The organism is Microvirga flocculans ATCC BAA-817 (genome assembly GCF_000518665.1).
Classification (GTDB): Bacteria; Pseudomonadota; Alphaproteobacteria; order Rhizobiales; family Beijerinckiaceae; genus Microvirga; species Microvirga flocculans.
This window is the reverse complement of sequence record NZ_JAEA01000011.1, coordinates 107763-123576: the sequence shown is the minus strand read 5'-3', so window position 1 is coordinate 123576 and position 15814 is coordinate 107763. Positions and strand designations below refer to the sequence as shown.

Below are 15814 nucleotides of genomic sequence, written 5' to 3'. Positions count from 1 at the left end.
TGTGAGAAACTCTGTTCGGCCGGATCAGTCGCCTTTCCAGCTCCGGCTCGTATCCACCGCAGGGCCTTCGAAAGCCACGCAGCGCTGACGCTGCTCCCCGAGCCCTTCGATCCCGAGCGACATCACATCTCCGGCCTTGAGGAAGCGCTGGGGCTTCATGCCCATGCCGACGCCCGGAGGGGTGCCCGTGGTGATCACGTCACCGGGCTCCAGGATCATGAAGTGCGAGACGTAGGAGACGATCTGCGCGACGGTGAAGATCATCGTCTTCGTGGAGCCGGCCTGCACCCGCTCGCCGTTCACGTCGAGCCACATGGAGAGATTCTGCGGATCGGGAACCTCGTCCGCGGTTACGAGCCAAGGGCCGAGCGGGCCGAACGTGGGGCAGCCCTTGCCCTTGGTCCAGGTGCCGCCGCGTTCGAGCTGATACTCGCGCTCCGAGACGTCGTTGCAGACGCAATAGCCCGCCACGTAGTTCATGGCCTCGTTGGCGCCGACATAGGAGGCGCGCTCGCCGATCACGAGGGCGAGTTCCACCTCCCAGTCGGTCTTCTGGGAGCCGCGCGGAATGACGACGTCGTCGTTGGGGCCGACGATGCAGGAGGGAGCCTTGTTGAAGACGATGGGCTCCGCCGGAATGGGCGCGCCCGTCTCGGCGGCATGGTCGGCGTAGTTCAGTCCGATGGCGATGAAGTTGCGCACCTGACCCACGCAGGCGCCCAAGCGCTGGCCCGCCGGAGCGAGGGGGAGGGTCTCAGGGTCGGTCTGGCGGATGCGCTCCAGCGACGTCGCGGAAAGGGTCGCTCCGGCAATATCGGGGACGAGGCCCGACAGGTCGCGAACCTGTCCTTTGGAGTCGATCAGTCCGGGTCTTTCCCGTCCCGCTTCCCCAAATCTCACCAGCTTCATCAGGCGCTCCTCTCGTTACGGCATGGGCATAGTTGGTGCGGACGCACCCCGCTACAATGCATGTTCCTGGCGCAAATATGTTGCCGTTATGCCACGAACTTCCACAAAGTGGGGGATTTCCACGTTTTGCGCGGTGCCCGACGAACTTCCCGGCATGGGTGGTCTATACATTTGTTTACATATGAACCTTCCATTCATACTTGGACTTGTCTAAAGGTTAACAAAGTAAAATTAAGTTATCATTTGGATGGATACATTGGATTTATGAAATATTAATCCGAAGTCGGCAGCGAGTGGGAAGATTGCAGCCAAATTTAAGCCTTGGCACACTATCCTCAGAGCGGGATTCTCCCGCGCAAGAAGACTATAAGGGCAGGAAAACTCATGAGCCGTCTCTCTCGTTCTTTGACCCTGGCTGCCGTCTCCTTCGCAGCCCTCGTTGCCGCTCAAGGCGGCGCTCAGGCCGGTGCCTTCGCCCTTCGCGAGCAGAGCGCCACGGCTCAAGGCTACTCCTTTGCCGGTGCCGCTTCGGGCTCGGGCTATCTCTCCTCCATGTTCTGGAACCCCGCCGTCATCACGATGATGCCGGGCTGGCAGTTCGAAGGGCATGCCGCCCTGATCATCCCGCGGGTCGACATCAACCCGCTGCCGTCGGTTCCGACCTTCGCGCTCGGCGGCTCGGGCGATATCGGCCAGGACGCGCTCATCCCGGCGAGCTATGCCTCCTACCAGATCAACGACATGCTGTGGGTCGGCCTCTCCACGACCTCGCCTTACGGCCTCGTCACCGATCCGAAGATGAACTGGTCCGGCCAGCTCTACTCGCGTTCGTCCAAGATCTTCTCGGTCAACGTCAACCCGGTTCTCGGCGTGAAGGTGAACGACTGGTTCTCGTTCGCCGTGGGCCCGTCCCTGCAGTATTTCGACATCACGCTGAAGCGGGCCGTGCCGTTCCCCGGCGCTCCGGCCGCATCGGCGACGCTGCCCGGCGCTCCCAGCGCCATCCTCGACGGCGACGATCTCGGCTTCGGCTTCACGGCCGGTGTGACGATCACCCCCATGGCCGGCACGACGATCGGTCTCGGCTACCGCTCGCAGGTCGAGCATGAGCTCGAAGGCAACCTGTCGGCTCCCTTCGGCTCCATCGGCCCGTTCGCCCGGCTTCCGATCACCGCAAAGCTGAAGACCCCTGATCAGTTCACCCTCGGCATCTCGCAGGTGGTGACGCCGGCCCTCACGGTTCATGCCGGTTTCGAGTGGACGAACTGGAGCGTCCTCAAGACGCCTCTCGTGATCGGTCCGACCGGCGGCGCCGTGACGGATATTCCGCTCAACTACGATGACGGCTTCTTCTATTCGCTCGGCTTCGACTACAAGGTGACCAACCAGTGGACCGTGCGCGCCGGTCTGGCCTACGAGCAGTCGCCCATCGATACGCAGATCCGCTCCACGCGCCTGCCCGACAACGACCGCATCTGGGCGTCGGTCGGCCTGGGCTATCAGTGGAACGACCAGCTGTCCTTCGACGTCGCCTACACGCACATCTTCTCGAAGGAGACGGATATCCGCATCCTGCCGGGTCACCAGGATTTCGAAGGCCTGCCGTTCGTGGCTGACGTCGATGCGGGCGTCGACATCGTCTCGGTCGGCCTGCGCTATCGCTGGGACAACCCGAAGGTGGCGATCCCCGCGGCTCCGATCGTTCGCAAGAACTGAGGTCTCGCGAACCGACAGCAAGAAGGCCGGCGTAACGCCGGCCTTTTTCTTTTGCGCCATCAGCGAACCGGCGTTGTCCCGGTGAAAGCGGCAGTTGCCGCAGAGGGTCAGGATTTTTCCAGAACATAAGTTCCAGGGGCGTCGCAGAGGGGCTCCAGCTTGCCGCCTCCCGGCTCACGGGCCTTGACCATGCGCGGGGCCTGGGCCTCGATCCACGAGAACCAGTAAGGCCACCAGGAGCCCGGTGTTTCGCTCGCCTGCTTGACCCAATCCTCCAGCTCGCCCGCGACGGGACCGCCGGTCCAGAACTGGTATTTCGGCTTGCCCGGCGGATTGACGACGCCCGCGATATGTCCCGATCCGGCCAGCACGTAATGGACGGGGCCTCCGAAGGCCTTCGAGCCGGTGAAGACCGAGCGGGCAGGGGCGATGTGATCCTCTTTGGTCGCCAGGTTGAAGATCGGCACCTTCACCTTCTTCAGGTCGAGCTTCACGCCGGCGAGCTCCATCTCGCCCTTGGCGAGCCTGTTCTCCAGATAGCAGTTGCGCAGGTAGAAGGCGTGGTTGGCCGCCGGCATCCGGGTCGAGTCGGCGTTCCAGTAGAGCAGGTCGAACGGGAAGGGGGATTGCCCCTTCATGTAGACATTGATCACGTAAGGCCAGATCAGGTCATTGGGCCGCAGCATGTTGAAGGCGCTGGCCATGCGCGAGCCTTCGAGATAGCCGCGCTTTCTCATGGCGGCTTCGAGGCTGCTCACCTCCTCCTCTCCGGCGAAGACCTTCAGGTCGCCCGCATGGGTGAAATCGACCTGCGCGGTGAAGAGGGTGGCGCTGTCGATCCGCTTGTCGCGCTTGGCGGCCATGAAGGCGAGGGTGGTGGCGAGAAGCGTGCCGCCGACGCAATAGCCGATGGCCGTGACCTTCTTCTCTCCCGTCGCCTGCTCGATGGCGTCGAGGGCCGCGAAGATGCCGTCGCGCATGTAATGCTCGAAGCCCTTCTCGGCATGTTGCTCGGCCGGGTTCACCCAGGAAATGCAGAAGACGGTCAGGCCCTGCGAAACCGCCCAGCGGATGAAGCTTTTGTCCGGGTTCAGGTCGAGAATGTAGTACTTGTTGATCCATGGCGGCACGATGAGCAGCGGCCGCTTGAGCACCTTCTCCGTCGTCGGGGCATACTGGATCAGCTCGATGAGATCGTTGCGAAAGATCACCTTGCCGGGCGTGGTGGCGATATTCACGCCGACCTTGAAGGAACTCTGGTCCGACTGGCGGATCTTCAGCTCGCCGCGTCCCGCCTCGATATCCTCCGCGAGCATGGTGACGCCGCGTACGAGATTGGCCCCGTTCTCCTTGAGCGTCTCGCGGATCAGCTCGGGATTGGTGAGGAGGAAGTTGGAGGGCGAGAGCGCGCTGGACAATTGCTTGAGGTAGAACTGCGCCTTGTGGCGGGTGCGCTCGTCGAGGCCTTCCGCGTTCTCCACCAGGTCGTCCGCCCACCGGGAGGAAATCAGGTAGGCCTGCTTCAGGAAGTCGAAGATGGGGTTCTCGGACCATTCGGGGTCCTTGAAGCGGTTGTCCTTGGGGTCCGGTTCGGCCACGGGCTCGGCGGGTTCGCCCTGGGCGCGCTTCAGGGTCGCCGCCCAGAGGCTCAGGAACTGGGTGCCGAGACGGGACTGGGCCTCGAAGCTCTTCTGCGGATCGCTCATCCAGGCTTCGGCGACGCGGCCCAGGGATTTGATCGCCTCCGAGGCGTCGCGGGGGACCTCCGGCTGGGCCTGCCCGTCCTGGACGGGCTTGAGATAGGCGGCTGCGGCCTTGCCCGCTCCCTCGATGAACCGCGCCACATTCCTGGAGAGTTCTTCGAAGTCCGGGCTTGAGGATCGAGTTTTCTCTTCACCATATGGCTTGTCCATAAGGCGATCTCCCTCTATCGCAGCAGCATTGCCCGCAGGCTGCATTTCCGACATCTTACCGTTCCACCTGTCGGATATGCCAGGGTCATGTTGCCATCCTTAGGTATCAGAATGCTTACAAAGCCCCTTTCGCTCCCTCGCGCTTCGGCCCTCGCGCTCGCTGCGGCGGCAAGCATCGGTCTTGCCGGATGCAACAGCAACCCCGTGCGGGATGTGGCTACGGCGGTCGGGGCAGGGCCGCAGATGGCTGCGACGCCGGAATTCGTCGCCCGCTCGCGCCCGGACAGCCTGGATTACATGCCCATCGGCACGCCGGTTCCGGAGCGCCCGACGCCCGCCCGCACCGCAGCGGAGGTCAAGGCTGCGGAAGCCGAGCTCGATGCCCTGCGGGCACGCAACGAGGCCGCAGGCGCAGAGGCCGCCGAACTCGGCAAGACGCCCCCGCCGGAGCCGATCAAGCTCCCGGTCGCCGCGCCTTCCAGCACACCCGCGAATGCGCCGGCCAACAAGCCGCAGGCGGCGCGCCAGAAGGCGAATTCCAAGAGAATGCCCTAGGACCTATACCGAGATCACCTGATTCCGCTCGAGGACGAGAAATTCCATGTCTGACTTTTACCGGATCAAGCGCCTTCCCCCTTACGTCTTCGAGCAGGTCAACCGCATCAAGGCCGCAGCCCGGGCCAACGGCGCCGATATCATCGACCTCGGGATGGGCAATCCGGACCTCCAGGCTCCGCAGCATGTCATCGACAAGCTCGTCGAGACGGTGGGCAAGTCCCGGACCGACCGCTATTCCGCCTCCAAGGGCATCACGGGCCTGCGCCGGGCCCAGGCCGCCTATTACGAGCGCCGCTTCGGCGTGAAGCTCAATCCCGACACCCAGGTGGTGGCGACGCTGGGCTCCAAGGAAGGTTTCGCCAACATGGCCCAGGCGATCACGGCGCCGGGCGATGTGATCCTGGTGCCGAATCCGAGCTACCCGATCCATGCCTTCGGCTTCCTGATGGCCGGCGGCGTGATCCGTTCGGTTCCGGCCGAGCCGACCCCCGACTTCTTCGTCGCCGCCGAGCGGGCTGTCGCCCACTCGATTCCGAAGCCGGTGGCGCTCGTCGTCTGCTATCCGTCCAACCCGACGGCCTATGTGGCCTCCCTCGATTTCTATCGGGATCTCGTGGCCTTCGCGAAGAAGCACGAGCTGATCCTCCTGTCGGACCTGGCCTATTCGGAGGTCTATTTCGACGACAACGATCCGCCGCCCTCGATCCTCCAGGTGCCGGGCGCCATCGACGTGGCGGTGGAGTTCACCTCCATGTCCAAGACCTTCTCCATGGCCGGCTGGCGCATGGGCTTCGCGGTCGGCAACGACCGCCTTCTGGCGGCCCTCGCCCGCGTGAAGTCCTATCTCGATTACGGCGCCTTCACCCCGATCCAGGTGGCTGCCACCGCGGCCCTCAACGGGCCGGACGACTGCATCCGCGAGATGCGCGCCACCTACAAGCGCCGCCGCGACGTGATGGTCGATGCCTTCGCGAAGGCGGGCTGGGAGGTTCCGGTGCCGACGGCCTCCATGTTCGCCTGGGCGCAGATCCCTGAGCAGTTCCGCTCCATGGGCAGCCTCGAATTCTCCAAGCTGCTGGTCGAGAAGGCTGACGTTGCGGTCGCGCCCGGCATCGGCTTCGGCGAGCACGGCGACGATTACGTGCGCATCGCCCTTGTGGAAAACGAGCAGCGCATCCGTCAGGCCGCCCGCAACATCCGCAAGTTCTTCGATCAGGCCGACCAGACCCTTCACAACGTGGTGCCTTTGGTCCGCCGGGGCTGAGCCCGCTCGAAAAACTCAGCCGACGAGCTCGCCGGGGATGCGCGTCCACATGGACATCAATCCCCGGCAGTCGTAAAAGCAGCCCGGCACTTTGAAGGAGCTGTTGTTCGTGACACGTCCCCTACGGGTCGGCATCGTCGGCCTCGGCACCGTCGGCGCATCGGTCATTCGCATTCTCGACCGCCAGAACGAGGCTGTCGCCCAGCGTGGCGGGCGGCCGGTCCAGGTCGTGGCGGTCTCCGCCCGGGACAGGGCCAAGGATCGGGGAATCGATCTCTCCCGCTTCACGTGGTTCGACAGCCCGGTGGATCTCGCCGGGGCGGCGGACGTGGATTGCGTGGTCGAGCTCGTCGGAGGCGCGGATGGCACGGCCCTGGAGACGGTGCGCACGGCCCTGTCCCTGGGCAAGCACGTGGTGACGGCCAACAAGGCGCTGCTTGCCAAGCACGGCCTTGCCCTTGCGAAGCTCGCCGAGGAGAAGGACGTTTCGCTCGCCTTCGAGGCCTCCGTCGCCGGCGGCATTCCGGTCATCAAGACCCTTCGGGAGGCGCTGCCGGCCAACCGGATTTCGCGCCTCTACGGCATTCTCAACGGCACCTGCAACTACATCCTCTCCCGCATGGAGCTGGAGGGGCTCACCTTCCAGGAATGCCTGAAGGACGCCCAGCGCCTCGGCTATGCGGAGGCGGATCCGACCTTCGACGTGGAAGGCTTCGACACGGCCCACAAGCTCGCCATTCTGACAAGCCTCGCCTTCGGCACCGAGATCGATGCCGATGCGATCTATGTTGAGGGTATCTCCTCCATCGCGCCGCTCGACCTCGCCATGGCGAAGGAGCTGGGCTTCCGCATCAAGCTTCTGGGCGTCGCCGAGCGCACCAAGACCGGCATCGAACAGCGCGTTCACCCGACCATGGTGCCCCGCACCTCGTCCATCGCGCAGGTGATGGGCGTCACGAACGCGGTCACTATCGACGCGGATGCGGTTCGCGAGCTGACCCTGATCGGCCCGGGGGCCGGGGGTGACGCCACCGCTTCCGCAGTGGTGGCCGACATCGCCGACGTGGCGGCCGGCCATGTCCAGCCGCTCTTCGGCAAGCCCGTCGCGCAGCTGGAGAAAGCGCCGCGCGCCCCGATGCAGCGTCACGAGGGCGGATATTACATCCGCCTCACGGTCCATGACCGCCCGGGCGTCGCCGCCGGGGTGGCGACGCGCATGGCGGAAGAGGACATTTCGCTGGAGAGCATTCTGCAGAAGCGCTCCGAGGTTGCTGCGACGCAGGATCCCCATGGCCGCTCCGGCGCGCCGGTCTCCCTCGTTCTCATCACCTACGCGGCGACGGAAGCCTCCATCCGCTCGGCCGTGGAGAAGATTTCGAGGGATGGTCTTATCGCCGAACCGCCCCAAGTCATCCGCATCGAGCGGGATTAATCATCGGGCGGGCACAAGCCCGCCGGATCACCTTCAAGAGGGAGTCGATTTATCCATGTCGCAAGGCATTACCGTCCAACCGGGCCAAATCATCGAGCGCATCCTGACCCTGGAACTCGTCCGCGTGACCGAGCGCGCGGCGGTGGCTTCCGCCAGGCTGCGCGGCCGCGGCAACGAGAAGGCGGCCGACCAGGCCGCCGTGGATGCCATGCGCCGCGAACTGAACAAGCTCCCCATCGACGGCACCGTGGTGATCGGCGAGGGCGAGCGTGACGAAGCGCCGATGCTCTTCATCGGCGAGAAGGTCGGCAACAAGCAGGGCCCGAAGGTGGACATCGCCGTCGACCCCCTGGAAGGCACCACGCTCTGCGCCAAGGACATGCCGGGCTCCATCGCCGTGATGGCCATGGCCGAATCCGGCACGCTGCTGGCGGCTCCCGACGTCTACATGCACAAGATCGCCGTCGGTCCGGGCTATCCCGCTGGCGTCGTCGATCTCGATGCCTCGCCGGAGGACAACATTCACGCGCTCGCCAAGGCGAAGGGCGTGAAGCCGAACGAGATCAACTGCCTCGTGCTCGACCGTCCGCGCCACTCCGAGCTGATCGCCGCCATTCGCAAGACGGGCGCGGGCGTTCGCCTGATCTCCGACGGCGACGTGGCCGGCGTGATCTTTACGACCCAGCCGGAAGAGACGGGCATCGACATGTATCTCGGCATCGGCGCCGCGCCTGAGGGCGTGCTCGCGGCCGGTGCGCTGCGCTGCATCGGCGGCCAGATGCAGGGCCGCCTCATCCTCGACACCGAGGAGAAGCGCTCCCGCGCGTTCCAGATGGGCGTGACCGATCCCAACAAGAAATACGACATGACGGACCTCGCCCGCGGCGACGTGATCGTGGCCGCCACCGGCGTGACCGACGGCGGTCTGCTCAAGGGCGTTCATTTCGGCAAGGACGTGATCACCACCGAAACCGTGGTCTACCGCTCCGCCACAGGCACCGTCCGCCGCATCTATGGCGAGCACCGCGAATTGTCGAAGTTCCACCTCGACTGAACTGAGGCGCAGGGCTCGAAGCACCGTGGCCGGGCTCGTCCCGGCCATTTTCATTGGGAGATGACGATTTCTTCGCTCTGGCCGGCGACCTTGCGCGAAACGCCGGGCTTTGCGAAATGCCTTGCGCCTGCGACGCAGGCGATCACGGCGACATTGACCGCGATCATCTCCCAGCCGACGCTCTCATGCAGCAGCAGCGCCGCCAGGAGCAGGCCGAAAAAGGGCTGGAGCAACTGCAGCTGCGCCACTCCGGCGATGCCCCCGAGGGCGAGGCCCCGGTACCAGAAGACAAAACCGATCAGCATCGAGAACAGGGACACATAGGCAAGCCCCAGCCAGGCGGGCATGCCGATTCCGGTCCAGGACGGCGGCAGGTTCAAAAGCATCAGCCCGGCCATCAGGGGCAGGGACAGAACGAGCGCCCAGGAGATCACCTGCCAGCCGCCGAGCGTCAGTGAGAGCTTTGCTCCCTCCGCATAGCCGAGGCCGCAGAGCAGGATGGCTCCCAGCATGAGGAGATTGCCCAGGGGCGATGTCGAGGGGCCCTGCAGGAGGGCGAAACCCGCAACGCAGACGGCGCCCAGGCCGGAGAAGAGCCAGAAGGCAGGCCTCGGCCGTTCGCCTCCGCGGACGATGCCGAAGATCGCCGTCGTGAGCGGCAGAAGGCCGACGAAGCTGATGGAGTGTGCGGCCGTGATGTGCTGCAGGGCGAGCGCCGTCAGCAGCGGGAAGCCGACGACAACGCCCAGGGACACGATGGCGAGCGGCAGGAGATCGCCTCGGCCAGGATATTTCTGGCGCAGGAGCATGAGCAGCGCCATTGCCAGGAGACCGGCGATCGAGGCGCGCGCCAATGTCAGGAACAGCGGCTCGATATCCAGAACTGCGATGCGGGTTGCCGGCAGGGATCCGCTGAAGATCACCACCCCGAGAAAACCGCAGATCCACCCTTCCGTCGTCCTGTCCATGCCTGGCCCTCCCGTATGGCTCGATTTCAACCGGTCGGCATGGCTTTTCCAGAGACAGTGCAATACAGTTTGGCAAAACTGTCATGGAACGATGAGCGGTACAGTGGACGAACTCGCTTCTTCCGCACGTCGCGACGGAACGCTCGTGGAGCGTGTCATGCGCGCGATACGGCACCAGATTTCCAGCCGGTCCCTGGCTCCGGGCGGGAAGCTTCCCTCCATCCGCGCCGTCGCGCAGACCATGCAGGTCTCGAAATCCACCGTCGTGGAGGCCTATGACCGGCTGGCCGCCGAAGGCGTCATCCGCTCCCGCCCGGGCTCCGGCTTCTACAGCGCGGCTCCGCCCGCACCCCTGTCGCTGACGGAACTCGCTCCGCGCCTCGACCGGGCCATCGATCCCTTCTGGGTATCGCGGCAATCGCTCGAAGCGGGAAAGGACGTGCTGAAGCCCGGATGCGGCTGGCTGCCCGGTTCCTGGATGCCCGGAGACGAGATTCGCAGGGCACTCCGCGGGCTTGCGCGGACGAGGGAGGAGGCTGGACTCACGGATTACGGCACGCCGCTTGGGCTTGCGCCGCTCCGTCAGTTCCTGTCGCGGCGCCTGGCCGAGCAGGGGCTTCAGGCTGCGCCGGACCGGATCCTGCTGACGGATTCAGGGACGCAGGCCATCGACCTCGTGTGCAGGCTGCTGATCCAGCCGGGGGATGCCGTCCTGGTGGACGATCCCTGCTATTTCAATTTCCTGGCCCTTCTTCGCGCGCATCAGGTGACGGTGATCGGCGTGCCCCAGACGCCGGCGGGTCCCGACCTGAGCCAGTTCGAGCAGGCGCTCGCGGCGCACCGGCCGCGCCTCTACATCACCAATTCCGGCCTCCACAATCCGACCGGGGCGGCGCTGTCCGGCGTCACGGCGCACAGGCTCCTGAAGCTGGCTGAGAGATACGCCCTGACGGTGGTCGAAGACGACATCTTCGCCGACTTCGAAACCGAGCAGGCTCCCCGGCTGGCGGCCCTCGACGGCCTTGAGCGTGTCGTGCGGATCGGCAGTTTCTCAAAAACCCTTTCGGCGTCCTTCCGCTGCGGCTATATCGCGGCGCGGCCCGACTGGATCGACAAGCTCACGGATATCCGGATCGCCACGGGCTTCTCCAGCAGCCGCCTGTCGGAGGAGCTGGTCTTCGCCGTCCTCGGCAGCAGCGGATACCGCAAGTATCTGGAAGGGCTGCGGGCGCGCCTCGCCGCGAGCATGGCCAGCATCGTTCCGCGTCTGCAGGCGCTCGGCATCCATCCCTGGATCGTGCCGAAGGCTGGGATGCTTCTCTGGTGCCGTCTTCCGGATGGGCTCGACGCTGCCGAGGTGGCGCGCCATGCGCTTAACGCGGATGTCGTTCTTGCGCCGGGCAACGTCTTCAGCGTGTCCCAGGCGGCTTCCGGCTTCATGCGCTTCAACGTGGCCCAGTGCATGGACGAGCGGATTTTCACGGTGCTCGAGAACGCGCTTCGTCTCGCGGCAAACGAGACCGGGAAGGGCAAGCCGTGATCGAGGCCGCGTCAGGAGCGCAGCCGCCTCGGATTTGAGACAGGACAGCCTTATGCGGGCGGCTGCGGCTCGATGACTTTGCCGTCCTGCGTGAAGTCGTAGATCTTGCCGGTCTCTATCCAGGCGGGCAGGGCGAGCTTCACGATATGGGGGGCGAGGTCTTCCGGCGTCTTGAGGGTCAGCGGATCCTCGCCCGGCATCGCCGTGCGGCGCATGGCGGTGCGCAGCGGGCCGGGATTGAGCAGCATGACACGGACCGGCGTCGTCACCGTCTCGGCGGCATAGGTGCGCACCAGGGCCTCCAGCGCGGCCTTCGAGATCGAATAGACACCCCAATAGGCTTTGTGCTTGTGGGCTGCCCCCGAGGTGACGAAGATCGCCCGTCCCGAATCGGAGGCCCGCAGGAGCGGATCGAGGGAGCGGATGAGCCGGTAATTGGCCGTGACGTTGACCGCCATCACCTCGTCCCAGACCGGCTGGTCGATATGGGTGACCGGCGCGAGTTCCCCGAGCTGGCCCGCATTGCCGAGCAGGATGTCGAGCTTGCCCCATCGCTCGTAGATCGCCGCGCCGAGGCGGTCGAGCGCGTCGAAATCCTTCAGGTTAACCGGCACGAGGGTGGCCGAGCCGCCCTTGGCGCGGATCTCGTCGTCGAGGGCTTCGAGTGCGCCCTGCGTGCGGGCCAGCGCAATGACATGCGCCCCGGCTTCGGCGAGAGCGAGCGCCGCTGCGCGGCCGATGCCGCGCGATGCGCCGGTGACGACCGCGACGCGGTTCTGAAGGGGCTTGTCCATGGTTCCTCAGTCGGCTTCGGCGAGAACGGCGAGGCGGCGCGGCGTGGCGACGGTCAGGTCCGTCAGCGGCGTCGGGTAATCGCCCGTGAAGCAATGGTCGGTGAATTGCGGCTGCGCCGGGTTGCGGCCCGTTTCGCCCATGGCCCGGTAGATGCCCTCGATGGAGAGGAAGGCGAGGGAATCCGCGCCGATATAGGCGCGCATCTGCTCCAGGTCGTGCGTGGCGGCCAGAAGCTTCTCCTTCTCCGGCGTGTCGATGCCATAGAAGTCCGGATGCGTGATCGGCGGGCTGGCGATACGGAAGTGGACCTCCTTAGCCCCGGCCTCGCGCATCATCCGCACGATCTTCACCGAGGTGGTGCCGCGCACGAGGCTGTCGTCCACGAGTACGATGCGCTTGCCCTCGATGGCCGCGCGGTTGGCCGAGTGCTTCATGCGCACGCCGAGCTCGCGCACCGACTGGGTCGGCTGAATGAAGGTGCGGCCGACATAATGGTTGCGGATGATGCCGAGCTCATAGGGCAGGCCGCAGCTCTGGGCGAAGCCCAGGGCCGCCGGCACGCCCGAATCCGGCACCGGGATCACCACGTCCGCATCGGCGGGAGCCTCCGCCGCGAGCTCGCGGCCCATGCCCTTGCGCACCGCATAGACGCTGCGCCCGTTCACGATGGAATCGGGCCGGGCGAAATAGATATATTCGAAGATGCAGGGGCGGGGGGCGACCTGGGGCGCGAAGCGGAAGGATTCGATGCCTCCGTCCGAAATCACCACGCATTCGCCGTTCTCGACGTCGCGAATGAAGCGCGCGCCGATGATGTCCAGCGCGCAGGTCTCGGAGGTGAGGATGTAGCGGCCGTCGAGCTCGCCCAGCACCAGTGGGCGGATCCCCATCGGATCGCGGGCGCCGATCAGCTTCTTGTTGGTGAGCGCCACGAGGGCATAGGCGCCTTCGATCTTCTGGATCGCTTCGACGAAACGCTCGACCACCTTTTCCTTGCGGCTGCGGGCCACGAGGTGAACGATCACCTCCGTGTCCGTGGTGGACTGGCAGATGGCGCCGTCACGGATCAGGTTGCGGCGAAGGGTCAGGCCGTTGGTCAGGTTGCCGTTATGGGCGACCGCGAAGCCGCCGCCGTCGAGTTCCGCGAAGAGCGGCTGCACGTTGCGCAGCACGGTCTCGCCCGTCGTGGAATAGCGGACATGGCCGATGGCGGAGAGGCCTTCCAGGCGCTCGATGGTCGCCCGGTCGGAGAAGCTGTCCCCGACAAGACCGAGCTTGCGCTCGGAGTGGAAGACGGAGCCGTCGAAGGAGACGATGCCGGCCGCCTCCTGGCCGCGATGCTGCAGGGCGTGAAGGCCCAGCGCCGTGATGGCGGCGGCATCCGGATGCCCGTAGATGCCGAAAACGCCGCATTCTTCGCGCAGGGTATCGCCGTCGAGGTCGAGGTCCACCTGTTTGGGTGTGACCTGCCACGTCTCAGACAAAGCAGACATCGCTCATACCTTTGGGATTCGCGCCCCAACCGGCGCCGCCTTTATGTAATCGGCCTTGCGCCAATCGCCAATGGCTATTGTGACGCTGGCTGAACCGTGACGCGCGAGGGCTTCAGCCGCGCCGCTGCGGAGCCTGGGGCGCGGCCGGGGCTGCGGGCGCAGGCGTGGCCGGGCGCTGCGGATCGGGCTCGGCGGGCTCGGCCTCTGTCGGCCCATCCTTGTGGCGCAGGCGCTGGAGCAGGGCTTCGGCGTTGTCCGGCAGCATGGCGATGATGTTGTCGCGGGCGTTCTCCATGGCGGGCCGGGTCCGGGAGGCCGCGGCCCATTCCGGCTCCTTGCCCTGGAGGAGCCAGCCCAGGAAAGCCCAGCCGATCACGCAGATCAGGAACCCGCGCGCCGCGCCGAAGAGGAGGCCCAGCGTCCGGTCGAGGGCGCCGATGCGGGAATCGAGGATCAGGTCGGAGACCTGAACCGTGATGATCGAGACGATGATCAGGGTGACGATGAAGATGCCGCCGATGGACGCGATGAGCGCCACCGTGTTGCTGCTGATATATTGCTGCGCGATGGGCAGGGCGGCCGGATGCAGGTACCAGGCGGCCGCGGCGGCCACGACCCATGCCACGATGGCGAGCACCTCTCGGGTAAAGCCGCGAACCGCAGCAAGGAGGGCCGAGATCAGGACGATACCGATGACGACGAGGTCCAGAACGGAAAAGGGCATGGGCCGGGCCTACGCAGAATAACAGGAATGGAGCCGCCTTTGCGGGTGCGGAGCCTGGCTCTATAGCGTTAAGAAAGGCTTTCGTCACCCTTTGAAGTCAGACGGACCGCCGGGAGGGGGCAGGGCCGCCCTCTGGAGCTTCCGAAAGATGGTGGAACCGGCTCGGTCGGGCAATGCTCAGGTGCCTCATTTGGCGAGAGCGTCGAACCAGGCCTTCCAATATGGCACCGCGCTGGCGAAGGTTCCGCGATGGGTGGTGTTTCCTGTCGAGATCGCTTCGACACGCTCGTTCCCGTTCCCCATGGCCCGCTGGTAGGTCATTGCTAACTGACCCAGGCCTGTGCTGATGACTTCATCGCTCTCGCCGTAGTAATTGCGGGTCGGAGTCTTGATGACCCACTGATAGGCGTGGGTCTCTGCCGCGAGCCGCCCATAGGCTGAAGCATCGAAGAACTGAGGGTCGAAGTACTCTGAACGGATCAGCTTGCGCAGATCTGTCGGAACATCGGCCGGATTGATCGGCTTTCTTTCATAGGCATTGCGCGAAATGTCATAATACTCGTCATTAAAGAGGGATCGCGCCAGTCCCGGCACCCCGTAATAGTTCTCGAAGGAGAACGCCGACAGGATGAATGTCGTCGTGACCCACGGCGCATCGATCTTTCGGGGAAAATTGAGAAATCCCTTCAGGGCGACGGAAATACTGATCGGAGCGCTTGCCGTAGCCGCGGCTTGCACCGGCACGCCCGCGTTTTCAAGCTTTTCCAGAAAAGCCATCGTCACAAAGCCGCCCTGCGACCATCCTGCCAAGAACAATTTGGGGGTGCTGATCTTCAGGTGGTCGAGCACGGCGCGGCTCGCCATCAGCCCGTCATAGCTTGCTTGCTGATGGCTGCCTTTCACCATGTAGCCTTCGGGCTCGTTGGAGAGGCCCATGCCAAAGTAGTCGGCGCCTACAACAATATAACCCTGACCTGCGAACTGTGCGATCATCAGCTGGGTTTCGGGAGACTGCTCAGGGAAGGAGGGCACTTCCTGTTTCCCGTAAACTGTTCCATGCTGATACGAAACCATAGGAAAGCTTGCGTCAGCGGTATCGGGAACAGCAACGAGTCCCGTTGCGACGGTAGGCTTGTTGCCGCGCTCCGGGATCACCGAGGGATAGGTGACGCGATAGAGACGTACCGCGTTACGTGCCGGGCTATAGTTGACCGACATGCCGGAGAACTTTGGCATATCGACTTGCAGGATCTGGTTCAGTCGCGCGACATCCCAACGCTCCAGGAATTGATACTGTATTCCCGATGCGACCCGAACCGCTTGAGTCTCCTGTGCTGAAGAAGGCGATAGGGCGAACGGAGCACCGCACAACAATGCAATGCCCACGATCATCCGAACAGGAGCGAACATCATCATCTCCACGCTGACAGAGGGAGTCTCAAGGCTAG

At 64.8% G+C, this 15814-nt stretch carries 13 protein-coding genes; 6 read left to right on the top strand and 7 right to left on the bottom strand.

The window, feature by feature from the left end:
- Positions 1-24: 24 nt before the first annotated feature.
- The gene (locus L879_RS0113845) at positions 25-909 is read right to left on the bottom strand and encodes a fumarylacetoacetate hydrolase family protein (RefSeq protein WP_027316632.1); all 885 of its coding nucleotides are present in this window, start codon (positions 907-909) and stop codon (positions 25-27) included.
- Between the two features lie 384 nt (positions 910-1293).
- On the opposite strand from L879_RS0113845, the gene L879_RS0113840 reads away from it, so the two are divergent.
- Positions 1294-2625, top strand: a complete 1332-nt coding sequence (locus L879_RS0113840) for an OmpP1/FadL family transporter (protein ID WP_027316631.1) — start codon at positions 1294-1296, stop codon at positions 2623-2625.
- Between the two features lie 107 nt (positions 2626-2732).
- Here L879_RS0113840 and L879_RS0113835 read toward each other — a convergent pair whose 3' ends face one another.
- Positions 2733-4538, bottom strand: coding sequence for a PHA/PHB synthase family protein (locus L879_RS0113835; protein ID WP_027316630.1), 1806 nt, complete (start codon positions 4536-4538; stop codon positions 2733-2735).
- Positions 4539-4649: 111 nt separating this feature from the next.
- Here L879_RS0113835 and L879_RS21695 point away from each other — a divergent pair, with 111 nt between their 5' ends.
- The 4 genes from L879_RS21695 to glpX all read left to right on the top strand — a co-directional run bounded on the left by L879_RS21695 (position 4650) and on the right by glpX (position 8846).
- Entirely contained in the window at positions 4650-5093 is a 444-nt protein-coding gene (locus tag L879_RS21695; RefSeq protein WP_154664212.1) for a hypothetical protein, read from the top strand.
- Between the two features lie 46 nt (positions 5094-5139).
- Complete coding sequence (locus tag L879_RS0113825; RefSeq protein ID WP_027316629.1) at positions 5140-6360, top strand: LL-diaminopimelate aminotransferase; 1221 nt, start codon at positions 5140-5142, stop codon at positions 6358-6360.
- 109 nt (positions 6361-6469) lie between these two features.
- Entirely contained in the window at positions 6470-7792 is a 1323-nt protein-coding gene (locus L879_RS0113820) for a homoserine dehydrogenase (RefSeq protein ID WP_027316628.1), read from the top strand.
- A gap of 55 nt (positions 7793-7847) precedes the next feature.
- Positions 7848-8846: a class II fructose-bisphosphatase gene (glpX, locus tag L879_RS0113815; protein ID WP_027316627.1), complete on the top strand. Its 999-nt coding sequence runs from the start codon at positions 7848-7850 to the stop codon at positions 8844-8846.
- Between the two features lie 50 nt (positions 8847-8896).
- On the opposite strand, the gene L879_RS0113810 is transcribed toward glpX, so the two are convergent.
- Complete coding sequence (locus L879_RS0113810) at positions 8897-9814, bottom strand: DMT family transporter (RefSeq protein WP_027316626.1); 918 nt, start codon at positions 9812-9814, stop codon at positions 8897-8899.
- Positions 9815-9905: 91 nt separating this feature from the next.
- Between L879_RS0113810 and L879_RS0113805 the strand changes: the two genes are divergently transcribed.
- Complete coding sequence (locus L879_RS0113805; protein WP_154664211.1) at positions 9906-11354, top strand: aminotransferase-like domain-containing protein; 1449 nt, start codon at positions 9906-9908, stop codon at positions 11352-11354.
- A 50-nt stretch (positions 11355-11404) separates the two neighbouring features.
- Here the strand turns inward: L879_RS0113805 and L879_RS0113800 are convergent, their stop codons facing one another.
- The 4 genes from L879_RS0113800 to L879_RS0113785 all read right to left on the bottom strand — a co-directional run bounded on the left by L879_RS0113800 (position 11405) and on the right by L879_RS0113785 (position 15776).
- On the bottom strand, positions 11405-12148 hold the full coding sequence (locus tag L879_RS0113800) for an SDR family NAD(P)-dependent oxidoreductase (RefSeq protein WP_027316624.1): 744 nt from the start codon (positions 12146-12148) through the stop codon (positions 11405-11407).
- A 6-nt stretch (positions 12149-12154) separates the two neighbouring features.
- Complete coding sequence (purF, locus tag L879_RS0113795) at positions 12155-13642, bottom strand: amidophosphoribosyltransferase (protein WP_027316623.1); 1488 nt, start codon at positions 13640-13642, stop codon at positions 12155-12157.
- A 112-nt stretch (positions 13643-13754) separates the two neighbouring features.
- Positions 13755-14366: a CvpA family protein gene (locus L879_RS0113790; protein WP_027316622.1), complete on the bottom strand. Its 612-nt coding sequence runs from the start codon at positions 14364-14366 to the stop codon at positions 13755-13757.
- Between the two features lie 186 nt (positions 14367-14552).
- Complete coding sequence (locus L879_RS0113785; protein WP_027316621.1) at positions 14553-15776, bottom strand: alpha/beta hydrolase family protein; 1224 nt, start codon at positions 15774-15776, stop codon at positions 14553-14555.
- Between the last annotated feature and the right edge of the window lie 38 nt (positions 15777-15814).